This is a genomic window from Jannaschia pagri, from assembly GCF_019655435.1.
GTDB lineage: Bacteria > Pseudomonadota > Alphaproteobacteria > Rhodobacterales > Rhodobacteraceae > Jannaschia > Jannaschia pagri.
Map to the genome: position 1 here is coordinate 57,982 of NZ_BPFH01000005.1, position 21,731 is coordinate 79,712.

The window sequence follows — 21,731 nt, forward strand, 5'->3', positions numbered from 1 at the left end:
ATGACGAGTGGCTCACAGGATAGCACGACGATGGCAGACACCAAGACCGATCCCGATCTTGTCGCGTTGCTCGGCTCCCGTCTCTGCCATGATCTGGTCAGCCCCATAGGCGCCATCGCCAATGGGCTGGAACTGCTCGAACTGACAGACGGGGCCTCGGAAGAGATCGCTTTGATCCGTGGGTCGGTCCAGGCGGCCTTGGCGCGTATCGCGTTCTTTCGTCTCGCCTTCGGGAAGGCCAGCGATGATGCCGTCGTTTCCGCCCGAGAGGTCCGGGATACGGTCGATGCCATGTATCGCGAGACCCGGACCACTGTGAAATGGCTCGATCAAGACGACCGTCCCCGGTCTGAGTTGCGCTTGGCCTGTCTTGCGTTGAACTGCATCGAGGTTGCGACGCCTTGGGGCGCCGTCGTCGAGGTGTCGCGCAATCCGAACGCCTGGCTGTTCCATGTTGATGCGAAACGCCTCAAGATCGACGCGCCGCTCTGGCAAGGCTTGGGTCGAGGGGATTTGCCGTCCGACCTCCAGGGCTCAGAGGTACAATTCGGCATTCTCGCGCGAGATTGCCGACGGCTGCGCCGCCCCATCTCGGTCAGTGCCGATGACACGCATCTGAGCCTTTTGGTATAAGGGGCGGCCCCGCCCCCAAACCCAACCGGTCATACTGGCCCGTCAGGGGCCGCTCCCTCAGACCGGCTTCAGCCCCGCGCGAAACCGCGCCGCTGTCGCGCGGTAGTGCGCTGCCGAAGCCAACAGCTTTTGCTGCGCCGGGCCGTCCAACTCCCGCACGACCTTGCCCGGTGCGCCCATCACCAAGCTGCCTGGCGGGATGACCTTGCCTTCGGTGACCAAGGCCCCTGCCCCGATGAGCGACCCTGCACCGATGACGGCACCGTTTAGCACGGTTGCGCCCATCCCCACCAAGGCCCCATCTTCGATCGTGCATCCGTGAAGCATGGCCTTGTGACCGATGGTGCAATCGGCGCCAATGGTCAGCGGATAGCCCGCATCCGTGTGCAACACGCAGTTCTCCTGCACGTTGGATCCGCGTCCCACCACGATGGGCTCTCCGTCTCCGCGCAAGGTGCAGCCGAACCAAATGCTGGAGGCCGCAGCCAGGGTCACGCGCCCAATCACGTTGGCATCGGGCGCCACCCAAGCATCCTCCGCGACCTCGGGGGTGACGTCGTCCAGTGCGTAAATCATTGCTCTCTCTCCCGAAATTCGTCGGATAGGCCCCGCGTGAACTGCGACAACCAAGGTTGGCGATCCCGGCGCAGGCGTTCTGCGGTCAAAATCGTCCGCAGGCGATCTTCGGTCTGGTCCAAATCGTCGTTGACCAGGACGTAGTCATATTCCGCCCAGTGGCTGATCTCGGACTCGGATTTCTGCATCCGGCCGGCAATGACCTGGGCGTCGTCTTGACCCCGGTCCCGCAACCGGCGCGCCAGTTCCGCGATGGACGGCGGCAGAATGAAGATCGAGACCACATCGCGCCCCAAAGCGGAGTTGCGCACCTGCTGTCCGCCTTGCCAGTCAATATCGAACAGGACATCTCGGCCCGCTTCCAGGGCCGCCTCGACCGGTGCGCGGGGGCTGCCGTATCGATTGCCGAACACGTCCGCATGTTCCAGCATTTCACCATCGGCAACCATCTGGTCGAAAGCCGCCCGCGATCGGAAAAAGTAATGGACGCCGTCCACCTCACCGTCCCTGGGCGCGCGCGTTGTGGCAGAGACCGAAAAGCTCAGCGTCGGGTCCCAGTCCATCAGGCGACGCGCCAGGGTGGATTTGCCCGCCCCCGAGGGGCTCGACAGGATCACGGCCAAACCGCGACGGGGGGATTGGGACGGGGCGGTCATGGGGTCACTCCACGTTTTGCACCTGCTCGCGCAGGCGGTCGATGACGGTCTTGAGGTCCATACCGATGGCCGTCAATGCCGACATCTGCGCCTTGGAACATAAGGTGTTGGCTTCGCGATTAAATTCCTGGGTCAGGAAGTCCAGGCGGCGGCCCACCGGACCCTCTGCCGTCAACAGATCCCGAGCCGCCGACACATGGACGCCAAGGCGGTCCAACTCCTCCGTCACATCGCCCTTGACGGCCAGCATCGCGATTTCCTGGGCGAGGCGTGCCTGATCCACATCGGCGGCCGCGATGCGATCAAGGGCCGCCGTTAAAGCCGCGGACAAATGGGCGGATCGTTCCGGCGCAAGGTCCGTTGCCGCTCGGGTCAGGCGCTCGATCTCATCAACGTGCTCCCCAAGAACCCGGGCCAGAGCACCGCCTTCCCGCGCCCGGTCGGCATCAAACGCGGTGAGCAACTCAGACAAGTCGCTGCGACAGGTCTCTGGGGTGAGGTCTGGCGCCGTCTCGCCCACCTCCCAAAGACCGCGCAATGCCAAGATGTCGGTCGCTGACACAGGCCCAAGCGCGAGGCCTCTCGCCTCAGCCGTTGCCTGAACCTCGGCCACGGCGTCGAGGGCCGCAGGCAGGGACCCCGCGTTCAATTGTGGCACCCCTCCGCCCGCGGAATTGATCCGCAAGGTAAGCGTCACATTTCCGCGCGCCACTTGGCTGGTCAGCATCTCCCGCGCCAGTGGCTCCAACCCCGGGACGGCTTCTGGCAGTTTGAGCCGCACGTCCAAACCGCGCGCATTCACCGAGCGAAGCTCCCACCGCCGACCGGGCCGATCGAGCGCCGCATATCCCGTCATAGACTTCATGGCAGTGACCTAGAGCCCTTTGCGGCGAGTCGAAACCGGTCTTTCCGAAAACTGCGATGACAGGATGCAAGTCCCATCTGGGCCACACCCCGGCCTGTCCCGCGCTCGGCTGCTCACGGACGTTAACCAGACATGAAGGAAATGCGGGCATTTTAAGGCAACTCGCCTTATTTCTGCCATCGGGTGGCGGGTTTCGCCGCATTTTGGTCCGCATCGGGCCCAAATCGGCGCCCAACAAAGGATAGACCAATGACCGGTCGTGACAGTTTCGATGGTGGGTTTGCCGACACCGGCGCCGATGTCCACGATATCATGGGGCAGCGTATGATGCGCAAATCGCCCCTTCTGGAGGAGGCCTGGCGCTATTGGTCCTCGCTGCGGTCGGGCAGAAACCTGCCAAAGCGCGAGGCGTTGGACCCCCGTGCCATGTCTCTGACACTGGGCCATTCCATGATCCTGGACCGCGTGCGTCCCGGCACGGTTCGCGTCCGCCTCGGTGGGCGTGTCATGAACAGCTTGATGGGCATGGAGGTTCGGGGCCTCCCCGTCCGCGCCTTTTTCGACGTGGCGCAACGGGCGCGTGCCATTGATCTGGTCGAGCATGTCTTCGAAGGACCCTCGACCCTGGAACTGGATCTGATCAGCCAGACCGACAGCGGCCTGACCCATGCGCGCATGCTCATCCTGCCACTCCAGGATGCCTCCGGCGCGGTGAGCAAGGCCCTCAGCGTGATCGCCTTGGACACCTTCGACCCAGAACCGCCCCACCGCTTTTCGATCCTGCGGGAGCGGATCAACCCGCTGACCCGTCAAACGGATACGGCCTTTGCACGATTGGCGCGGCGTGCACCTGTGCAACCACCGATGGAAATGGCCGACCCGGCTGCGCCCTATGCCGCTGGCCCCAAAGCCCGTCCCTATCTGCGCGTCGTAAAATAATCGCCTATCGAGCAGAGGCGAAAAGGGCCGGACGAGCTGATCGTCCGGCCCTTTCCAAATAAGCTACGCCGCCGCTCAGGAGGCCGCGCGCGCCCGGTCTTGACGTAGACCCGACAGTTCCTCGGCAACCAAGAACGCCAGTTCCAAGGACTGCGAGGCATTCAGCCGAGGATCGCACGCCGTGTGATAGCGCAGCGACAAATCTTCGGACGTCACATCTCGCACGCCGCCGGTGCATTCGGTCACATCTTGGCCCGTCATCTCAAAATGAACACCAGCCGGGATCGTGCCGTGATCGCGGTGGACGGCAAAGAACTCCCGCACTTCGGACAAGACCTTTTCAAAGGGCCGCGTCTTATAGCCGGAGTTCGCCTTGATCGTGTTCCCGTGCATGGCGTCACAGGTCCAAACGACGTTGGCATCCATCTCCTGAACGGTGCTGATGAGGCGCGGCAAATGCTTCGCCACTTCGCCCGCGCCGAACCGGGCGATCAAGGTCAGACGACCCATCTCGTTCTCGGGGTTGAGCTTTTCGATCAGGATCTTCAGGTCTTCGGCGGTGGTGGACGGCCCGCACTTCAACCCAATTGGGTTCAGCACGCCCTGGCAGAATTCCACGTGGGCGCCATCGGGCTGCCGCGTGCGGTCCCCGATCCAGATCATGTGACCCGATCCCGCAAGCCATTGCCCACTGAGCGAATCCTGGCGGCAGAGCGCCTCTTCATACTCCAGCAGCAGCGCCTCGTGGGAGGTGTAGAAGTCCACGGTGGACAATTCGGCGTTCGTATCAGCGGTCAAACCTGCCGCCGTCATAAAGTCGAGCGTGTCTTGGATCCGGTTCGCCATATCCCGGTACTGCTCAATGCGCTGGCCCTGCGCGAAGCCCAGAGTCCAGGCATGGACCTGGTGGACGTCGGCGAAACCACCTTTGGAAAAGGCGCGCAACAGGTTCAGCGTCGCCGCCGCCTGGGTGTAGGCGCGCAACATCTTATCGGGGTTCGGGATGCGCGCCTCGGCGGTAAAGGGCAACTCATTGATGATATCGCCGCGGTAGCTGGGCAGCTCCACGCCGTCCTTCATTTCTGTGGCCGCACTGCGCGGCTTGGCGAATTGCCCTGCCATGCGACCCACCTTCACCACAGGCACCTTGGCGCCATAGGTCAGGACCATCGCCATTTGCAGCATGACCTTGAAGGTGTCGCGAATGGTATCGGCGCTGAACTCCGCAAAGCTTTCGGCGCAATCGCCCCCTTGCAGCAAGAAGGCTTCACCGCGTCCGGCGGCCGCAAGCTCCTCTTTTAGCGTCCGGGCCTCGCCCGCGAAGACCAAGGGGGGATAGGTGGCCAGGCGCGCCTCGACCGCGGCCAAGGCGGCCGTGTCGGTATACTCGGGCATTTGAACCCGTGGCTTCGCTCTCCAATCGGCTTTCGACCATGCCATATCATTCCCTCCGGTCGGTCGGTACGGATGCCTGCGATAGCGCAATCAACCGGTCAGGACCAGACGATCCGAGAAGGATTCGCTTGATCCTGGTCACGAAGGCGGTTTTTGCTGTCACCCGCGCCGCCGGGCGCGGGCCGCGCGCAGGGGATTCGCCATGGCAACACAGGGTCGGCACATGACCTCCTCCACCACGCAAGTTCGCCAGGCGAGCGTCTTGACCAAGCCGGTGCCGACGCGGCCCCTCCACTATGTTTTCGTCTTGCTGGATGGCTTTACCTTGATGTGCCTGGCCAGCGCCGTGGACGCCATGCGCATCGCGAACCGGATGGCTGGCGCCACGCTCTATAGCTGGGAAATGATCGGAGAGGGCGGCGGCACGGTCCGGTGTTCGGCCGGCACGGCCTTTGTCATGGACCGCGACCTGGAAGAGATCAGCCGCGATGACACCCTTTTGGTGGTCGGCGGCGTCGACGTTGCCGAGGCGTCTTCCAAACGCATCATCTCCTGGCTGCGGCGTGAGGCGCGCCGGGGGATCACAATCGGCGGGCTTTGTACGGCGTCCTACACATTGGCGGTCGCCGGGCTTTTGGATGGGAAACGTGCCACGATCCATTGGGAAAACCACGACAGCTTTGCCGAGACGTTCCCGGACATCGACCTCACCAAATCCGTGTTCACCGTGGACGGCAAACGCTTGACCACCGCTGGCGGCACGGCAGAGGTCGATCTGATGCTGTACATCATCGCCCGCGATTTCGGTGAGGACCTGGCGTCTCTCGTGGCCGACCAGATGATCTATAGCTCCATTCGCACGGATCAGGACACGCAGCGTCTGTCGATCCCGACGCGGATTGGCGTGCGTCACCCACGCCTGAGCCAGGTGATCCGCGAGATGGAGCAGAACATAGAGGACCCCATCAGCCCCTCCGTTCTCGCAGCCGACGTCGGCATGTCCACACGGCAGCTTGAGCGGCTGTTTCGCCGGTATCTGAACCGCTCGCCAAAACGCTACTACATGGAACTGCGCCTGGGCAAAGCCCGCAACTTGCTGATGCAGACGGATATGTCGATCATCAATGTGGCGCTGGCATGCGGGTTTACATCACCATCGCATTTCTCGAAATGCTACCGGGCGCAATATGGCACGACCCCCTACAGGGAGCGCGGCGCCAAAGCCGCGCCCGCTGGGTGACCGCGCCCATACGCCCCGCCTGCTAGGCCAACGGCAGGACGCCACGCGCCGGACGGCCCCCTAATCGGGCGTCCCCACACGGGCCGCCCGCCCCCCACGGCGCCCGGTTTGAGCCGGCGCGGTGAGGCCCTCGTTCAAAACCTGCGTCATCGGGTGATCCGGGGCGCCATGTGCCGCGAGCAGCCGGGGGATCGCCTCAGTCGCTTTGCGCTCCGTCAGGCTCAAGGCCCAATCCAGAAAGATCGACCGGCATTCCGCCAGGCTGATCCCGTCGATCCGATACGCCTCGTGGATCAGCGCTTTTGGATCGTCCGCACTGCGTCCTTCTTTGGCCATCTCCACCCCTCTCTGACTAGTGCCCGTCAGCTAGACCTAGCCTAGGCCGCGGGCAAGGGCGCCTTCGATCACGACCTGGGCGGCCTCCGCTGCGGCATCGCTGGCCGCCACGACAGCCTCGAAATCTGGCAATCCGAGGCTGCGGGCAACGAACCCTTCCCCGCCCGTTCCCAAGGACGCCGGAACCTCGTCCCCCGTCAGCAACCGCACGACCTGCTGCACCCGCGACAGATGCTGATGGCTTTGGAACAACGTCTGCTGTTCTGCCTCCGTCAGCCATGTCCCGACCACCAGTTGCGCCTGCACATCCCGCGCCGAGCTACCAGCGAGCAGGGTGTTGGCCTGTGCCAAAAGCTCAATGTCCTGGAGGCGCCCCGGTCCGGTCTTTACGGCAATGCCCTGGCCGCCGACCTTTGCATCGGCCAAACGGCGGCGCATATCGACCAGATCTTCGAGGATCGTTGCAGGAGCAAATCGCCCTGCGCCCAAGACCTCCACCCGCGCGGCCTCTGTCATCGAACGCAGATCAGCGTCGCCCGCAACAGCGCGCGCGCGGGTCAGCGCCATATGCTCCCACACCCAGGCCGCCTCCGCCTGATAGCTGCGGAAGGCGGACAGGGACGTCGCCAGAGGCCCCTGCCGCCCGGACGGACGCAGGCGCATATCCACCTCATAGAGCCGACCATCCCCCATGGGCGCGTTGAGCGCCGTAATCAGCACCTGAGTAAATTTCGCCGCCCATTGACCGGGTCCCAGGCCGCGACGACCGTCCGAGAGGGCATCGGCCGCCGCGCCATCGTGCAGGACGACCAAATCCAGATCCGACCGTGCCGTCAAAGATCCGACACCCAGGGACCCCATGCCAAGACCGGCCAGGCGCAGCCCCGCGATGCGCCCATAACGGCGGGCCGTCTCCCCCTCTGCGGCTACCCAACAGGTGCGCAGGACGGCGTCTGCCAGACGCGCGTATTGGCGCGCGGCCTCGTCGGGCGGCACCAACCCGCGCAACAAATGGACGCCAATCCGAAAATGAGCCTCCCGATGCCAACGCCGCACGGCCTCCAGACATTGCTCAAAATCGTCAGACAGACAGAGGTTCGCGTCGTAGTCCTGTGGCAGCGGTGCCAGGAAATCCCCAGCAATCACCGCATCAAACACCGCCGCATTCTGCGCCAGATACCGCGCAAGGTCCGGCGCGACGGCACAAATTTCGCCAACCAACTCGATCAGGATCGGATGCGCATCGAACAGCGACAGGATTTGCACACCAGCAGGCAGGCCCGCGAGAAAACCGTCAAAGGCTGCAAGCGCCTCATCGGGGCGGGCCGCCGATGCCAGCCTGCGCAGCAGCCCTGGCCGAATACGGGTAAAGATTTGCCGCGCCCGATCAGAGCGAAGCGCCGGATACGTCTGCCACCTGTCCAAGACGTCCCGACGATTGAGGAAAACGTCAGAGGCGGGTGCGGGATCGCGCGGACGAAAACGCGGGTCCGTTATCGCCTCTACGGCCTGTAGCCGGGACCGGAGATCCTCCACAAATCCATCCGCGTCGTCCGTGCCCATGAAACACGCAAGGCGCCGGATCCCTTCGGCATCCTTCGGAACGCTATGGGTTTGGGCATCTTGGACCATCTGCAACCGGTGCTCCATGCTGCGCAGCGTGCGATAGGTCACTGACAGAATCCGCGCTGCGTCAGGCTCGACCCATCCCGCCGCCACCAAACGATCAAGCGCCTCTAGGGTTTGCGGCGACCGGAGGGAGGGATCGCGTCCACCGGAGATGATCTGATGGGTTTGGGTGAAAAACTCGATTTCTCGGATCCCGCCCTGCCCCAGTTTCAAATGGTGTCCCGGAACATCCCAGGCGGCGCCGAACCCTTTGTGATCACGAATGCGCAAACGCATGTCATGGGCATCCTCAACCACCGCGTAGTCCAGATGCCGCCGCCAAACGAAGGGTGCGAGCCGCTGAATGAAGGCAGCACCGGCCTCAAGGTCGCCAGCAGCGGGCCGCGCCTTGATCCAGGCCGCCCGTTCCCAGGTTCGACCCATGGCCTCGTAGTACCGCTCCGCCGTTTCCATGGACAACACGATCGGGGTCGAAGATGGGTCTGGGCGCAATCTGAGGTCTGTGCGGAACACATACCCATCGGCGGTAATGTCTGACATTTGAGCCAAGGCCAGCCGAGCAGCTTTCAGCAACTTGGCCCGGACCATGGCGTAGTCGCTCGGCGCATAGCGTGCCTCGTCGAACAACAGGATAAGGTCTATATCGCTGGAATAATTGAGTTCTCCGGCCCCCATCTTGCCCATGGCCAAAGCGACCAACCCGCCGCTCGGGCCGACCAGATCAGCGCCGTGACGGCCCAACGCAAATGTCAGACATTTGTCCAGCGCAGCGTCCGCAAAACGCGTTAGGGCGCGCGTGGCCTCCATCACGGGCCAGACACCAGACACCTCAGCCAAACCTACCAGCAGAGCGGCGCGGCGCTTGGCCTGCCGCAGGGCACGCTTTGGCTCTCCCCCTATGGCGGCCACATCATCCAGAAGCGTCCGAAGCATCACCTCCGGCGAGTGGTACCAAAGGGCGTCTAGCCAATCGGCTTCTTTTGCCATCAGACCAGCGAGATAGGGGCTGCAACCAGCTACCCCTGCCACCAAAGGAGCAGCCTCTGGCGGAACCTTTGCCGCAGCGGCTGCTCCGGCGTCTCGATCAAAAGGAATTGGATGATAGCGGAGGCGATCTAGGAACATATCATACGGTGTGGGCTTGGCTTGGCCTGCGTCAATGGGCACAACACGGCAATGAGCAAGAGTCTGAAACGTGTGATCACAGCCCTAGAGAGTTTCAACCTTGAGGGTCGCCCGATTGAAATGCCCGGCGAAACCCGGACAGCCCAGCAGGCGGCAGACGCCGTGGGCTGTGCCCTGGACCAGATTGCGAAGTCGATCATCTTCGGGTGCGGCGACGGATGCGCGCTCTTCCTCACGGCCGGCGGTCGCCAGGTCTGCCCAGACAAAGCCACCGCCCTCGCCGCCATGCCTCTCACTCGCGCAGATGCGAATACGGTTCGCAAAATCACGGGTTTCGCAATCGGCGGCGTCGCGCCCGTCGGACATGTCACGCAAAGCCCCGTCTGGATGGACCGGCGTTTGCTGGACTTTACAGAGGTCTGGGCAGCAGCCGGAACCCCACGGCACGTGTTCCCAATCAATCCGATGGATTTGCAACTGGTAACGGGCGCAACCGTCGCCGATTTCACCTCAAGTTAGTCGTCTAAGCCACTGTCACGAAAAGAGATCGTGACAAAGCTCCAACGCGTCCACAAGCACGTCTACCTCGTCAGTCGTGTTATATACAGCGAAGCTGGCACGGCAGGTCGCACTGACGCCGAGATGTTCCATCAAAGGCTGCGCACAGTGGTGACCGGCACGCACCGCGACGCCCCGCTTGTCTAGAACAGTGGAGATATCGTGAGCATGGGCCGCCCCATCCAAGGTGAAAGAGAAAATTGCTGCTTTATCAGCGCTTTGCCCCTGCACATTCAACCAGTTCAACCCTGCCAATCTGTCCCGGGCGTAGTCGCGCAGCGTGCGTTCATGGTCGGCAATCGCCCCCATGCCCACGCCCATCATCCACTCCAAAGCGGCGCCAAGTCCGATGGTCTGCACGATCCCGGGCGTTCCCGCTTCAAATTTCATGGGCGGGTCGTTCCAGGTCACACGATCCCGGTGGACCTCCCGGATCATGTCACCACCGCCCATGAAAGGCTGCATCTCCGCCATTCTGTCAGGGTGGATGTAGATCGCGCCAGAGCCGGACGGCCCATAGAGCTTGTGCCCGGTCACAGCATAGAAATCACACCCGAGGTCAGAGACGTCCACCGGCATGTGGACCGCCGCCTGACTGCCATCCACCAAAACAGGGATGCCGCGCGCATGCGCGCCCGCAGCGATTGCCTTTACATCAACAACTGTTCCTAAGACGTTGGAAAGATGGGTTATTGCGATCAGCCTTGTCCGGTCAGTCATCGCGTCCAAGACAACCTGCGGATCGAGATCGCCGTTGACGTCGGGTTCCACCCAGACGAGTTTGACGCCCTGCCTCTCGCGCAGAAAGTGCCAAGGCACGATGTTCGCGTGGTGCTCCATCACCGACAGGATGATCTCATCCCCGGCCTCAAGGCGGGGCGCGGCCCAGCCGTAGCTAACTAGGTTCATCGCCTCCGTGGTGCCTGACGTAAAAACGATATCTTCAGCCCGTGGTGCGTTCAGAAACCGCGCCACAGTCCCGCGCACGGCCTCATAGTTCTCGGTCGAGATGGTCGAGAGGGTATGAAGGCCCCGGTGCACGTTCGAATACTCCTGGGCATAGGCCCGCTGGATCGTGTCCAGAACCACCTGAGGCTTTTGCGCAGATGCCCCATTATCCAAGTACACCAGGGGTTTGCCATTCACCTCACGGGAGAGGATCGGGAATTGCGCGCGTACCGCGTCGATATCAAACATGGGGAGTCTCCGCCACGTAGAGGGAATTGGTCCATATCCAGATGAAGCCGGATACGGTGATCGTGCCGACCAGCGTCTGAGCCGGACCTGGGCCGACAAAGCCTGCCGTCAAGCCGAGCAACAGCAACGCTGGGCTGATAGCAAGGAAAGACCAGAAGAGCGCGACCCTGGACCGCAGGCCCGTGCCCCGCCCGCCGACAACCCGCCCGACCAAGCGCGTGATCCATGCCAGCGCGTACATCACCACTGGAATGATGAAGATCCAGCCCATCAGCGCGCCAGAGATCAGCGCGTCGAATTTGGTATCAGCCACGCTGGAGACGGCCATGCCAGCCTCGCGCGCCTCCTCGGTGAGAACGGCATCAAACGTCGGATCCACCTCCCGTGAGCGCCGCACAATCGCAGGAAGTTGGGACACGAAGCCGAGCACCGACCCAACGGCCAGATAGACAAACGCCACGCGTTCATCTGGACCACGGCTCAACAGATCCACCATCACTTGCCGCGGGCGCAACCACGCCCGCGGGATGTCACGGGTTGCGGCCATTACTGCTGTGCCAGCCAGTCTGCGAGATAGTCGGACACGCGCTCTCTGAGATCATCATCTTCAATCTCATCAAGGGCTTCCGCCAGGAAGCTCAACACCAAAAGGTCCGTTGCGACACGTTTCGGCACCCCGCGCGAGCGCAGATAAAACAGCGCCGTCTCATCGATAGCCCCGGTTGTCGACCCATGGGAACAAGCAACGTCGTCGGCATAGATTTCCAGCTCAGGCTTCGCGAGGAAAACACTGTCGTCGTCGAGCAAGAGGGACTGGCTAATCTGATAGCCATCCGTCTTTTGCGCGCCTTCTTTCACCAGGATCTTCCCTTGGAAGACACCCGTGGCGCCATCGCGCAGAACCTTCTTGAACACCTGGCGGCTTTCGCAGCGCTCGGCGTCATGGGTCACAAACACCGTGTCATCGTGGTGAAAATCACCTTTGCCGAAGGCTGCGCCGGCAACATGCGCGATCGCATCGTCGCCCGTGAGTGTGATCACAGCTTCATTCCGCGTCAGCGCACCGTTTGCCGAAAGCGTAAAGGACTTGATCGTACTCGCCTCGCCAAGCGCGGCGAAGGTGTGGGTGTTGGCGTGCCGCGCGTCGTCCGGGCCTTGCACCCGGATGTGATGGAAGGCCCCACCGTCGGCGACCTCCACCTCAGCGACCGTATTTCCACGCCCGCCTGGGGTGCCGACTTCGAGAAGCGTCATCGACGCGTTGGCCGTTACGCGGATCACGTGATGCAGGATCGGGTCCTCACCCGGCGCGTAGCGGATCACCACGGGCGTCTCTACCGGCGCGGTTGCCCGGATGAGCACGCCATCTTGCGCATAGGCCGTGTTGAGCGATGCCAGAGGACGCACGACGGGTTGCGACCCCGCTGCCTCCAGGGCGCCATAGACCTCACGCGCCCAGTGGATGTCGGTGGTTGCGACAGAGGCGAGTGTCGAGATCTCCAAGCCTGCCGGAGCGTCCCCCGTGAAGGAGACGACGCCGTTCTCGACTGTGATCACAAAGGCTTCGAGATCTGCGAAAACCTCTGTTGTGTTCTCGGTCGCGACAACACCTGGTGCGGCTTGAACGAACGCTTTGGGGTCCGTGTAGCGCCAGTACTCGTCCCGACGTGCCGGTAGGCCGGAGACGCTCAGACGCTCCCGAGCGGCCTCCCGCGCGGATTGCAGCCAACCGGTCGATTCCGGCATCGTCAACGCACCAAGGCGTTGATCAAGATCCGTTTTCTTCGATTCTGGCAGCATCAGGCCACCTCACCCAAGATATCGGCATAGCCGTTCTGTTCGACTTCCAGAGCCAACTCGGGCCCACCCGATTTCACGATCCGGCCATCGGCCATGATGTGCACCACATCGGGTTTGATGTGGTCCAGAAGACGTTGGTAGTGCGTGATCACAAGGAATCCCCGGCCCGCATCCCGCAGGGCATTAACCCCTTCAGACACCAGCTTCATGGCGTCCACGTCGAGACCTGAGTCGGTCTCATCGAGGATACACATCTTCGGCTCCAGCATTGCCATCTGGAGGATCTCGTTCCGCTTCTTCTCACCGCCCGAGAAGCCGACGTTGACCGGTCGCTTCAGCATATCGGCGTCGATCTTGAGCGTCTTGGCCTTGGCGCGGACCTCTTTGAGGAAGTCACCGGCGGACAATTCGTCCTCGCCCCGGGCCTTCCGCTGGGCATTCACGGCGGTACGCAGGAAGGTCATATTGCCGACGCCCGGGATCTCAACGGGGTATTGGAACGCCAGGAACAGACCTGCTGCGGCACGCTCCTCCGGTTCCATTTCCAACAGGTCTTCGCCTTCGAGGGCCGCTTCGCCGCCCGTCACTTCATAGCCGTCGCGCCCCGACAGCACATATGACAAGGTCGATTTGCCCGAGCCGTTCGGCCCCATGATCGCGTGCACCTCGCCCGCGGGCACTTCCAAGTTGATCCCCTTGAGGATCTGCTTGTCTTCTTCTTCAAGTTTGACGTGCAAGTCCTTGATGTTCAGCATGTCTTTCGTCCCTTGTCAGCGCCGCTTGGCGCGATGTTCTTCAAATTTCACCAATTCGCCCTGGCGTTTCGCGCGGGCTTGCCGTTTTGCCGTCTCGGCCCGCTGATACGCCTCGGTCAGCACCGTCATGCGCGCGGCGTGCGCTTGATCCAGCCGCTCCAACGCGTTGATGACAGTGGCAAACACGACCGGCCCGATCAGCAGCCCCGCCATGGCAAGCGGGTAGCCCTCATGCCGCAGCAGCAGGTCAAACAAGCTGCCGCCTACCGCACCGATCACCATCGCAGGCAAAAGAAGGTGCAGCCCGATGCGGGGCAAGACGCGCAGCACCTCCAACGGGGTCGGGATGACCCTGGTGGAGGGCTGCTTCGCCATCAGCCGACCGACCCTTCCAACGAGATTGCCACCAACTGCTGTGCCTCCATGGCGAACTCCATCGGAAGCGCCTGGAGCACTTCCTTACAGAAGCCGTTCACCACCAGCGCCACGGCCTCTTCTTCGTCCATCCCGCGGGAGCGGCAGTAGAAGAGTTGATCATCGTCCACCTTCGAGGTCGTGGCCTCATGTTCCACGCGGGACGAATTGTTCTTCACTTCGATGTAGGGAACCGTGTGGGCGCCGCACTTGTCACCGATCAGCAAGCTATCGCACTGGGTGTAGTTGCGCCCGTTCTTTGCCTTCGGGTGCATCGACACCAGGCCGCGATAGGTATTCTGAGCCTTACCAGCGCTGATCCCTTTGGAGACGATGCGCGACTTGGTGTTCTTGCCCAGGTGGACCATCTTGGTCCCCGTATCCGCCTGCTGGTAGTTGTTGGCGATGGCGATGGAGTAGAACTCGCCCTGGCTGTCGTCACCGCGCAGGATGCAGGACGGATACTTCCACGTCACGGCGGAGCCGGTTTCGACCTGGGTCCACATCACTTTGGACCGCGCACCCCGACAGTCGGCGCGCTTGGTCACAAAGTTATAGATGCCACCCTTGCCGTTCTCATCCCCCGGGAACCAGTTCTGGACCGTGGAATATTTGATCTCCGCATCATCCAGCAGAACCAGTTCCACGCAAGCCGCATGCAGCTGGGCGACGTCCCGCTGGGGCGCGGTACAGCCTTCGAGGTAGCTGACGTAGGACCCTTCGTCCGCGATGATCAATGTCCGCTCAAACTGGCCCGTGTTTTCCGCGTTAATGCGGAAGTAGGTGGACAACTCCATCGGGCAGCGCACGCCCTTGGGGATGTAGACGAAGGAGCCGTCGGAAAACACGGCCGAGTTCAGCGTCGCGTAGTAGTTGTCGGACTGCGGGATCACCGACCCGAGGTACTTCTTCACAAGCTCCGGGTGCTCTTTGATGGCCTCGGAGATCGAGCAGAAAATTACGCCTGCTTTGGCCAATTCGGCCTGGAAGGTGGTGCCAACGGAGACGGAGTCGAACACAGCGTCCACGGCGACCTTACGATCCTCGGGCGCGGGCTCGACACCAGCCAGCAGCGCCTGCTCCTTCAGCGGAATCCCCAGCTTATTGTAGGTCTCCAGCAGCTTTGGATCGACCTCATCCAGGGACTTCGGCTTTTCCGTCATCGAAGCCGGGCGGGCATAGTAATACTGATCCTGGAAGTCGATCTTGGGGTAGTCGACCATGGCCCAGGTCGGCTCTTCCATCTGAACCCAGCGGCGGTAGGCGGCCAACCGCCACTCCAACATCCACTCCGGCTCATCATTCTTTTCGGAGATCAGCCGCACGATATCTTCGGAGAGACCCTTGGGCGCATACTCCATCTCGATATCGGTGTCCCAACCGTGCTTATAGGTCCCCGAAAGGGATTTGACGGCTTCGACGGTTTCCGCGTCAACGCCGTCTTTGACCTGCACTTCGTCCAAGCTCATGCCCGTCTCCTGTTTCTCAGACGTGTGAAGGTTTCCACGAACCGCTCCACGTCCTGTTCCGTTGTTGTGGGCCCCATGGACACGCGGATCGCACAATCCGCCTCGGCCGGCCCGTATCCCATGGCGCGAAGCACCGCGCTTTCCCTCACTTTGCCGCTGGAGCACGCCGATCCGGCGCTGACAGCGATCCCGGCAAGGTCCAGCGCCATGACCTGCGTCTCGCCCTTCCATCCAGGCGTGATCAGACAGGTCGTGTTTGGCAGGCGCTTTGTCTTGCTACCGACGAAAATAGTCGGATTATCCGCAGCCTCAAGACTTGTTTCTAGAAAAGTTCTAAGTTGCGCCACCGGCTCCCATAGACCTTGGTCCAAGTCCCGGGCGGCGGCCTCGGCTGCGGCCCCGAATCCCGCGATCCCGATGATGTTCTCGGTGCCGGACCGGCGCCCCATCTCTTGCCCGCCGCCACGGATCTGGGCGGCCACGTCCAGCCCACGTCGCAGAACGAGGGCACCGATTCCCTTTGGCCCGCCAATCTTATGGGCCGACACGAGGGCCATCTGCACACCAGACCAGTCGAATGCCACCGGCACCTTGCCAAAAGCTTGGGTCATGTCGCTGACGGCCAATCCGCCAGGCATGTCCTGAATGACCCCCGTTTCGGAGTTGGCGAGTTGCAGGGCCGTCTGTGTCGGGTCCTCAACAGCGACGCCGCCCTGCCCATTCACGGCAAGTGCGCCGTCGCCCCAAGCGACCACCGCCTCATGCTCGATCGGGGCCGTGCGAAGCCCGCGTCCGGCCATGGCCAGGGCCGCGCCTTCGGTCGCGCCGGACACAAAGACGACGTCCGCCGCCTCTGCGCCCAACGCAGTCGCGACTTGGGCCCGTGCCCGCTCCACCAGAGCCTTTGCCGCCCGCCCCTCGCCGTGCACCGAAGACGGGTTGCCCACCACATCCATGGCGGCGACCATGGCTGCGCGGGCCTCTGGCCGCAGGGGCGCCGTTGCGTTCCAATCCAAATAGACGCGCCCGCCCATGGACGATCCTCCGTAGCGACGATGATGGGGTTGGGCCGCAGATGGGCCGCCTGAATTCAGTCGTCAACAACCTGCAACAGGCTGGGAACGGCTGGGCACGGTGTCAGATCGTTCTGCACAACATCCGACAGCCGCGTCTGGTGCAGGAAGACATAGACATGGGCCGACAGCGATTCCCAAAGACGGTTCGTCATGCTCTGGGCGCGCGATCCAGAGACTGCCCCCTTGGCCCCGGCCCCCGATTGCAGGGCACTGACCGTCTCATCAACGGCAGCCAGAATGTCAGACACGCGAATGTCCGAGGCAGACCGCGCCAGACGGTATCCGCCGCCCGGTCCCCGGACAGATTCGACAAGCTCTGCCCGGCGGAGTTTGACGAACAATTGCTCCAGATACGGCAGTGAGACGTCTTGTCGTCGAGAGATATCGGCCAGCGAAGACAAACCACCCGTGGGCTGCATGGCCAAATCGGCCAGGGCGACCATTGCGTAACGTCCTTTGGTGCTGAGCTTCATCGCCAGTCCCTCCCACTGGGTTGCCGTTGACCTTGGCGCGGGCACCGCATAACTCTCCGGGACCGCAAGAACAGGCGCCCACGGGCTATCGTCTAGCCCGCCTCGGCGTCAATACATACCGGCCCCGCCCTGCCAGGCGTACCACCAAGGAGTGACGATGCCCGAAGTGATCTTTCCCGGCCCCGAGGGCCGCCTAGAGGGCCGCTATCACCCGCAGAAAGTCAAAGACGCTCCGATCGCAATCATCCTGCACCCGCATCCCCAATTCGGCGGCACGATGAACAATCGCGTGGTGTACAACCTGCATTACGCGTTCATGTCCCTGGGGTTCACGGTCCTGCGGTTCAATTTTCGCGGCGTGGGCCGCAGCCAAGGGGAATACGATCAAGGCGTGGGCGAATTGTCCGATGCCGCCTCGGCGCTGGACTACCTGCAATCCATGAACGCAAATTCAAAGCATTGCTGGGTGGCGGGCTTTAGCTTTGGCGCTTGGATTGGAATGCAGCTTTTGATGCGGCGCCCAGAGATCACCGGCTTTATCAGCGTCTCGCCACCGGCAGACCGTTATGACTTTAGCTTTCTCGCCCCCTGCCCCTCATCCGGTTTGATTATCAATGGCGCCGCTGATCGGGTCGCGCCGCCAGCTGATACGACAGCCTTGGTGAATAAATTGCATGAGCAAAAGGGCATTACGATCACCCATGAAGAGGTCGAGGGCGCCGGACATTTCTTTGAGGATCCGCATATGGATCCGATGATTGAGAGCGTGAAGGGCTATGTCTCGCGTCGCCTGACCGAGACCACGCGGTGACAATAGCGGACCAGCAGCCGAACCACACCGGAGCGCACCTGCGCCCGCTGGGGTGCGCTGTCGTTGGTCCTCTTTACGCCGACCCGCCTGATGCGCGCCCACACGCGGCGCAGTGGGGTCACCCATGAGCATCGCGAACACCCTCGCCGACAAGCTCGCCACGGATGTGATCCGGCACGTAGAGGCGACGGGTGACGAAGAGATGATCACGATCATGGCTCAGACGCTGGGGGATAGCTCCCAGACGCTGCAAGAGGCCTTCATTACCTCCGTCCGGGTGCAGCGGGCCGCAATACGGGCAAATCGCCTGCTGAAGAAACGGATCGCGCAACATGCCGCGAAAACGCCAGACGGCGAACCCGACGGCCTTGGGTGATCGGGCGGACATCGACGCACGCATGGCCTTTCTCATTGAGGCCGGAAAACTCGCGGGCGTGGACCGCGCAACCCGTATCGTGGATGGCAGTCGGGTCGAAAACTCCGCCGAACACTCCTGGCACCTCGCGCTCTTTGCGCTGACGCTCGGCCCCCATGCCCCGGACGGCGTGTCCATTGACCGCGTGATTCGAATGCTGCTCCTCCATGATTTGGTCGAGATTGACGCAGGCGACACCCCGTTTTTCGCGCCCGGATCAGAAGATACGGCCGCCCAGGATGCGGCGGAGTGTCGAGCCGCAGACCGTTTGTTTGGCCTTCTCCCGGTTGAGCAGGCCCGTGCCTTTCGGGCCCTATGGGACGAATTCGAAGCGGCAGAAACACCAGATGCCCGTTTCGCCAAATCCCTCGATAGGTTTCAGCCCCCGAACCTGAACCTCGCAAACGGTGGTGGGTCCTGGGCAGAGTTTGGCGTGGATGAGGACCGGCTGCGCGAGAGACTGGGCCCCCGGATTTCTCGCGGGGCGCCCACACTCTGGGATTGGCTTTCGCCAAAGATCGCTGACTTTTTCGCGAAACGCCGTGCAGATTGATCTGTAGCGCGGCTAATTCGAAAATTATCTTCCTAAAGTTGTATTAAGACGCTATTTCACCCGCCTTAGGGATATTAAGACAGTATAAGCAATTCCCGTGCTTTATGTCATGTATTGAGACAATAGCCGCCATACCCGCGCCATGGTAAATGGCGATACCAGACCCGACTGCCGCGCAATCAGCGCGATGCAGAGACGCCACCTCGATTCTTGGTTCAACGGCCATGGGGGTGGTAGGCCCGGCCAACGGTATGGCCGGGCCGCTTTTTTCTCCCTCAGCCCCTTATTCAAATGCCGGCAGTTCGGCTTCATGATCCCCGGACCAATCGCCGCGGCGCCCATCCCTCAGCAGCTGCCCAGACCATCGGGCCAGCGAGCGGGACGCCTGCGGAGCGCGCCTGCCCTATGGCGCGACGGCCAACTATGGGGTCGGACAGAAAGTCGCTGTATACCGCTGCATACAGTCTAGCCCTGCCCCGCCGGATGCGTTAGGAGGCGCCCGAGACCACCCCCCAGCCGGAGGCTAGAATGACCAAAATCAAGGTAGACAACCCCGTCGTCGAGCTCGACGGCGATGAGATGACCCGCATCATCTGGCAGTTCATCAAAGACAAGCTGATCCTGCCCTACCTGGACGTGGACCTGCTGTACTACGACCTCGGCATCGAAGCGCGCGACGATACCAATGACCAGATCACCATCGATGCGGCGGAAAAGATCAAGGAAATCGGCGTTGGCGTGAAATGCGCTACTATCACGCCCGACGAAGCCCGCGTCGAAGAGTTCAACCTCAAGAAGATGTGGCGCTCGCCCAACGGCACCATCCGCAACATCCTGGGCGGCGTTGTGTTCCGTGAGCCGATCATCTGCTCCAACGTGCCGCGCTTGGTCCCCGGCTGGACCCAGCCCATCGTCATCGGGCGCCACGCCTTCGGCGACCAGTACCGCGCCACCGACATGAAGTTCCCCGGGCCAGGCAAGCTGTCGATGAAGTTCGTCGGCGAAGACGGCACGGTCGAAGAGCACGAAGTCTTCGACGCGCCCTCCTCGGGCGTTTTCATGTCCATGTACAACCTGGACAAGTCGATCATCGACTTCGCCCGCGCCTCGTTCAACTACGGCCTCAAGCGCGGCTACCCCGTCTATCTGTCGACCAAGAACACCATCATGAAGCAGTATGATGGCCAGTTCATGATCCTGTTCCAGAAGGTGTTCGACGAGGAATTTGCCGACAAGTTCAAAGAAGCCGGCATCACCTATGAGCACCGCCTGATCGACGACATGGTCGCCTCGGCCATGAAGTGGAACGGCGGCTACGTCTGGGCCTGTAAGAACTACGATGGTGACGTGCAGTCCGATACCGTGGCCCAGGGCTTCGGCTCGCTGGGTCTGATGACCTCGGCCCTGATGACGCCCGATGGCAAGATCGTCGAATCCGAGGCCGCCCACGGCACGGTCACCCGCCACTACCGCCAGCACCAGGCCGGTAAGGAGACCTCGACCAACTCCATCGCGTCGATCTTTGCCTGGACCGGTGGTCTCAAGCACCGCGCCAAGCTGGACGATAACGCTCAGCTGATGACCTTTGCCGAGACCTTGGAGAAAGTCATCGTGGATACCGTCGAAAGCGGCCACATGACCAAGGACCTGGCGCTGCTGGTTGGCCCCGATCAGAAGTGGCTGACCACCATGGGCTTCCTGGAGAAGATCGACGAGAACCTGCAAGCGGCCCTGTAAGGCGCAAAGCATGGTCGGCGTGCCCCAATTTTTCGCCAAAAATTGGGCGCGCCAATCGCCGAGTTGAAAGACAACGGGGCGGGCTGGACAACAGCCCGCCCCGTTTTGCAGATGGGGCCATGGCACAAGATACAGAGCCCCACCGCGCCCTGGCGCATACGCCCCTCGAAGACGCACAAGCCTTCGTCCTCGGCACTGTTCTCTGTGCCTTAGGCGTACACTTTCTGACATCGGATGGGTTGATCACCGGTCAGACAGCGGGCTTGGCGGTTCTGCTCAGCTACCTCTCCCCCCTGTCTTTCGCCGTCTGGTTCTTTGTCGTGAACCTGCCCTTCTACGTTCTGGGCTGGATGCGGATGGGTCCGCGCTTTGTCGTCAAGACGGGGATTGCTGTCACGCTGGTGTCCGTTCTCTCGACACTTCTGCCCGGGTGGATCACCCTCGACAGCGTCTCGCCCTGGCTATCCGCAACGCTCGCGGGGGCCGTCACAGGCATGGGCCTGATCGTGATCTTTCGGCATGGCGCATCGCTCGGGGGCATCGGCATCCTGGCGCTTTGGTTACAAGAACGGCTCGGCGTTCAAGCGGGCTGGGTTCAACTGGGATTCGACGGCGTGCTGTTTGTGATTGCCGGTGCGGTGCTGGACCTCTGGCTGGTCGCAGCGTCGCTGTTGGGGGCGGCCATTGTGAACATCATCGTGGCCGTGAACCATCGCCGCGACCGGTATGTGGGGCGATGAGATGCGAGACTGGATTTTTCTGACCTTGGCCATCGTCGCCGAAGTCATCGGGACCTCTGCGTTGCAGGCCAGTGCGCAGTTCACGCGGTTGGCCCCAACCGCCGTCACCGTTGTCGCCTACGCCATGTCGTTCTTTTTGTTGGGTATGGCCCTGCGCACAATTCCGGTCGGGATTGCCTATGCGATTTGGTCGGGTCTTGGGATCGTCCTGATCGCATCCATCGGGTGGGCTGTCTTCGGCCAAAAACTCGACCTGCCGGCGGTCGTCGGCCTGTGCTTCATCATCATCGGGATCGCGATCATGAAGCTCTTCTCACAGACAACTGGGTCTTAGCATGG

General features: G+C 62.2%; 24 protein-coding genes. 10 read left to right on the top strand and 14 right to left on the bottom strand.

Annotated features, from left to right (window positions below):
- Positions 1-30 precede the first annotated feature (30 nt).
- Positions 31-633 (top strand): histidine phosphotransferase family protein, encoded by a 603-nt coding sequence (locus K5R33_RS13380; RefSeq protein ID WP_220749570.1) that lies wholly within the window; start codon positions 31-33, stop codon positions 631-633.
- 57 nt (positions 634-690) lie between these two features.
- Here the strand turns inward: K5R33_RS13380 and K5R33_RS13385 are convergent, their stop codons facing one another.
- Genes K5R33_RS13385 through K5R33_RS13395 form a run of 3 tightly spaced genes read right to left on the bottom strand, consistent with a single transcriptional unit; the run spans position 691 to position 2,730 of the window.
- The gene (locus K5R33_RS13385; RefSeq protein ID WP_220749571.1) at positions 691-1,209 is read right to left on the bottom strand and encodes a gamma carbonic anhydrase family protein; all 519 of its coding nucleotides are present in this window, start codon (positions 1,207-1,209) and stop codon (positions 691-693) included.
- Positions 1,206-1,865 (bottom strand): guanylate kinase, encoded by a 660-nt coding sequence (gmk, locus tag K5R33_RS13390; protein ID WP_220749572.1) that lies wholly within the window; start codon positions 1,863-1,865, stop codon positions 1,206-1,208. The genes K5R33_RS13385 and gmk overlap by 4 nt, the downstream gene beginning before the upstream one ends.
- 4 nt (positions 1,866-1,869) lie before the next feature.
- Positions 1,870-2,730 carry a YicC/YloC family endoribonuclease gene (locus K5R33_RS13395; RefSeq protein WP_255576408.1) on the bottom strand — a complete coding sequence of 287 codons (861 nt, stop codon included), beginning with the start codon at positions 2,728-2,730 and terminating at the stop codon, positions 1,870-1,872.
- Between the two features lie 249 nt (positions 2,731-2,979).
- Between K5R33_RS13395 and K5R33_RS13400 the strand changes: the two genes are divergently transcribed.
- Positions 2,980-3,669, top strand: coding sequence for a PAS domain-containing protein (locus K5R33_RS13400; protein ID WP_220749573.1), 690 nt, complete (start codon positions 2,980-2,982; stop codon positions 3,667-3,669).
- Positions 3,670-3,744: 75 nt separating this feature from the next.
- On the opposite strand, the gene K5R33_RS13405 is transcribed toward K5R33_RS13400, so the two are convergent.
- Positions 3,745-5,109, bottom strand: coding sequence for a class II 3-deoxy-7-phosphoheptulonate synthase (locus tag K5R33_RS13405; protein WP_220749574.1), 1,365 nt, complete (start codon positions 5,107-5,109; stop codon positions 3,745-3,747).
- A gap of 178 nt (positions 5,110-5,287) precedes the next feature.
- On the opposite strand from K5R33_RS13405, the gene K5R33_RS13410 reads away from it, so the two are divergent.
- Positions 5,288-6,304, top strand: coding sequence for a GlxA family transcriptional regulator (locus K5R33_RS13410; protein WP_255576471.1), 1,017 nt, complete (start codon positions 5,288-5,290; stop codon positions 6,302-6,304).
- A 60-nt stretch (positions 6,305-6,364) separates the two neighbouring features.
- Here K5R33_RS13410 and K5R33_RS13415 read toward each other — a convergent pair whose 3' ends face one another.
- Together K5R33_RS13415 and K5R33_RS13420 are read right to left on the bottom strand one after the other, a co-directional pair.
- Positions 6,365-6,640, bottom strand: a complete 276-nt coding sequence (locus K5R33_RS13415; protein ID WP_220749576.1) for a hypothetical protein — start codon at positions 6,638-6,640, stop codon at positions 6,365-6,367.
- Positions 6,641-6,676: 36 nt separating this feature from the next.
- Complete coding sequence (locus K5R33_RS13420) at positions 6,677-9,394, bottom strand: [protein-PII] uridylyltransferase family protein (protein WP_220749577.1); 2,718 nt, start codon at positions 9,392-9,394, stop codon at positions 6,677-6,679.
- A 51-nt stretch (positions 9,395-9,445) separates the two neighbouring features.
- Between K5R33_RS13420 and K5R33_RS13425 the strand changes: the two genes are divergently transcribed.
- Positions 9,446-9,913 (top strand): YbaK/EbsC family protein, encoded by a 468-nt coding sequence (locus K5R33_RS13425; RefSeq protein ID WP_220749578.1) that lies wholly within the window; start codon positions 9,446-9,448, stop codon positions 9,911-9,913.
- A 15-nt stretch (positions 9,914-9,928) separates the two neighbouring features.
- Here K5R33_RS13425 and K5R33_RS13430 read toward each other — a convergent pair whose 3' ends face one another.
- From K5R33_RS13430 to iscR, 8 genes are read right to left on the bottom strand one after another with little or no spacing between them, the layout of a single operon-like run.
- Complete coding sequence (locus K5R33_RS13430) at positions 9,929-11,149, bottom strand: cysteine desulfurase (RefSeq protein WP_220749579.1); 1,221 nt, start codon at positions 11,147-11,149, stop codon at positions 9,929-9,931.
- Positions 11,142-11,696: a YIP1 family protein gene (locus tag K5R33_RS13435; RefSeq protein ID WP_220749580.1), complete on the bottom strand. Its 555-nt coding sequence runs from the start codon at positions 11,694-11,696 to the stop codon at positions 11,142-11,144. The genes K5R33_RS13430 and K5R33_RS13435 overlap by 8 nt, the downstream gene beginning before the upstream one ends.
- Positions 11,696-12,952 carry a SufB/SufD family protein gene (locus K5R33_RS13440; RefSeq protein WP_220749862.1) on the bottom strand — a complete coding sequence of 419 codons (1,257 nt, stop codon included), beginning with the start codon at positions 12,950-12,952 and terminating at the stop codon, positions 11,696-11,698. Before K5R33_RS13440 ends, K5R33_RS13435 begins: the two co-directional genes overlap by 1 nt.
- A complete protein-coding gene (sufC, locus tag K5R33_RS13445; RefSeq protein WP_220749581.1) occupies positions 12,949-13,704 on the bottom strand; it encodes a Fe-S cluster assembly ATPase SufC in 756 nt (251 codons plus the stop codon). Before sufC ends, K5R33_RS13440 begins: the two co-directional genes overlap by 4 nt.
- Positions 13,705-13,719: 15 nt before the next feature.
- On the bottom strand, positions 13,720-14,079 hold the full coding sequence (locus K5R33_RS13450; RefSeq protein ID WP_220749582.1) for a hypothetical protein: 360 nt from the start codon (positions 14,077-14,079) through the stop codon (positions 13,720-13,722).
- The gene (gene sufB, locus K5R33_RS13455; RefSeq protein WP_220749583.1) at positions 14,079-15,587 is read right to left on the bottom strand and encodes a Fe-S cluster assembly protein SufB; all 1,509 of its coding nucleotides are present in this window, start codon (positions 15,585-15,587) and stop codon (positions 14,079-14,081) included. The genes K5R33_RS13450 and sufB overlap by 1 nt, the downstream gene beginning before the upstream one ends.
- The gene (locus tag K5R33_RS13460) at positions 15,584-16,621 is read right to left on the bottom strand and encodes a cysteine desulfurase family protein (protein ID WP_220749584.1); all 1,038 of its coding nucleotides are present in this window, start codon (positions 16,619-16,621) and stop codon (positions 15,584-15,586) included. Before K5R33_RS13460 ends, sufB begins: the two co-directional genes overlap by 4 nt.
- 56 nt (positions 16,622-16,677) lie before the next feature.
- Positions 16,678-17,136: a Fe-S cluster assembly transcriptional regulator IscR gene (gene iscR, locus K5R33_RS13465; RefSeq protein ID WP_220749585.1), complete on the bottom strand. Its 459-nt coding sequence runs from the start codon at positions 17,134-17,136 to the stop codon at positions 16,678-16,680.
- A 157-nt stretch (positions 17,137-17,293) separates the two neighbouring features.
- On the opposite strand from iscR, the gene K5R33_RS13470 reads away from it, so the two are divergent.
- The 6 genes from K5R33_RS13470 (at position 17,294) to K5R33_RS13495 (ending at position 21,726) form a co-directional block, all read left to right on the top strand.
- Complete coding sequence (locus tag K5R33_RS13470) at positions 17,294-17,947, top strand: alpha/beta hydrolase (protein ID WP_220749586.1); 654 nt, start codon at positions 17,294-17,296, stop codon at positions 17,945-17,947.
- Between the two features lie 124 nt (positions 17,948-18,071).
- The gene (locus K5R33_RS13475; protein WP_220749587.1) at positions 18,072-18,323 is read left to right on the top strand and encodes a hypothetical protein; all 252 of its coding nucleotides are present in this window, start codon (positions 18,072-18,074) and stop codon (positions 18,321-18,323) included.
- Positions 18,280-18,915: an HD domain-containing protein gene (locus tag K5R33_RS13480; protein WP_220749588.1), complete on the top strand. Its 636-nt coding sequence runs from the start codon at positions 18,280-18,282 to the stop codon at positions 18,913-18,915. The genes K5R33_RS13475 and K5R33_RS13480 overlap by 44 nt, the downstream gene beginning before the upstream one ends.
- 528 nt (positions 18,916-19,443) lie before the next feature.
- Complete coding sequence (locus tag K5R33_RS13485) at positions 19,444-20,652, top strand: NADP-dependent isocitrate dehydrogenase (RefSeq protein WP_220749589.1); 1,209 nt, start codon at positions 19,444-19,446, stop codon at positions 20,650-20,652.
- Between the two features lie 119 nt (positions 20,653-20,771).
- Positions 20,772-21,392 (top strand): YitT family protein, encoded by a 621-nt coding sequence (locus K5R33_RS13490; RefSeq protein ID WP_220749590.1) that lies wholly within the window; start codon positions 20,772-20,774, stop codon positions 21,390-21,392.
- A gap of 1 nt (position 21,393) precedes the next feature.
- Positions 21,394-21,726 carry a DMT family transporter gene (locus K5R33_RS13495; RefSeq protein ID WP_220749591.1) on the top strand — a complete coding sequence of 111 codons (333 nt, stop codon included), beginning with the start codon at positions 21,394-21,396 and terminating at the stop codon, positions 21,724-21,726.
- The last annotated feature ends 5 nt before the right edge of the window (positions 21,727-21,731 follow it).

Coding starts and splice junctions, on each gene's coding strand:
- K5R33_RS13420 (WP_220749577.1), bottom strand. CDS start 9,394: ATGTTCCTAGATCGCCTCCGCTATCATCCAATTCCTTTTGATCGAGAC.
- K5R33_RS13435 (WP_220749580.1), bottom strand. CDS start 11,696: ATGGCCGCAACCCGTGACATCCCGCGGGCGTGGTTGCGCCCGCGGCAA.
- K5R33_RS13380 (WP_220749570.1), top strand. CDS start 31: ATGGCAGACACCAAGACCGATCCCGATCTTGTCGCGTTGCTCGGCTCC.
- K5R33_RS13460 (WP_220749584.1), bottom strand. CDS start 16,621: ATGGGCGGGCGCGTCTATTTGGATTGGAACGCAACGGCGCCCCTGCGG.
- gmk (WP_220749572.1), bottom strand. CDS start 1,865: ATGACCGCCCCGTCCCAATCCCCCCGTCGCGGTTTGGCCGTGATCCTG.
- K5R33_RS13490 (WP_220749590.1), top strand. CDS start 20,772: ATGGCACAAGATACAGAGCCCCACCGCGCCCTGGCGCATACGCCCCTC.
- sufC (WP_220749581.1), bottom strand. CDS start 13,704: ATGCTGAACATCAAGGACTTGCACGTCAAACTTGAAGAAGAAGACAAG.
- K5R33_RS13400 (WP_220749573.1), top strand. CDS start 2,980: ATGACCGGTCGTGACAGTTTCGATGGTGGGTTTGCCGACACCGGCGCC.
- K5R33_RS13410 (WP_255576471.1), top strand. CDS start 5,288: ATGACCTCCTCCACCACGCAAGTTCGCCAGGCGAGCGTCTTGACCAAG.
- iscR (WP_220749585.1), bottom strand. CDS start 17,136: ATGAAGCTCAGCACCAAAGGACGTTACGCAATGGTCGCCCTGGCCGAT.
- K5R33_RS13430 (WP_220749579.1), bottom strand. CDS start 11,149: ATGTTTGATATCGACGCGGTACGCGCGCAATTCCCGATCCTCTCCCGT.
- K5R33_RS13405 (WP_220749574.1), bottom strand. CDS start 5,109: ATGGCATGGTCGAAAGCCGATTGGAGAGCGAAGCCACGGGTTCAAATG.
- K5R33_RS13425 (WP_220749578.1), top strand. CDS start 9,446: ATGAGCAAGAGTCTGAAACGTGTGATCACAGCCCTAGAGAGTTTCAAC.
- K5R33_RS13485 (WP_220749589.1), top strand. CDS start 19,444: ATGACCAAAATCAAGGTAGACAACCCCGTCGTCGAGCTCGACGGCGAT.
- K5R33_RS13450 (WP_220749582.1), bottom strand. CDS start 14,079: ATGGCGAAGCAGCCCTCCACCAGGGTCATCCCGACCCCGTTGGAGGTG.
- K5R33_RS13480 (WP_220749588.1), top strand. CDS start 18,280: ATGCCGCGAAAACGCCAGACGGCGAACCCGACGGCCTTGGGTGATCGG.
- K5R33_RS13395 (WP_255576408.1), bottom strand. CDS start 2,730: ATGAAGTCTATGACGGGATATGCGGCGCTCGATCGGCCCGGTCGGCGG.
- K5R33_RS13385 (WP_220749571.1), bottom strand. CDS start 1,209: ATGATTTACGCACTGGACGACGTCACCCCCGAGGTCGCGGAGGATGCT.
- K5R33_RS13495 (WP_220749591.1), top strand. CDS start 21,394: ATGCGAGACTGGATTTTTCTGACCTTGGCCATCGTCGCCGAAGTCATC.
- sufB (WP_220749583.1), bottom strand. CDS start 15,587: ATGAGCTTGGACGAAGTGCAGGTCAAAGACGGCGTTGACGCGGAAACC.
- K5R33_RS13470 (WP_220749586.1), top strand. CDS start 17,294: ATGCCCGAAGTGATCTTTCCCGGCCCCGAGGGCCGCCTAGAGGGCCGC.
- K5R33_RS13475 (WP_220749587.1), top strand. CDS start 18,072: ATGAGCATCGCGAACACCCTCGCCGACAAGCTCGCCACGGATGTGATC.
- K5R33_RS13415 (WP_220749576.1), bottom strand. CDS start 6,640: ATGGCCAAAGAAGGACGCAGTGCGGACGATCCAAAAGCGCTGATCCAC.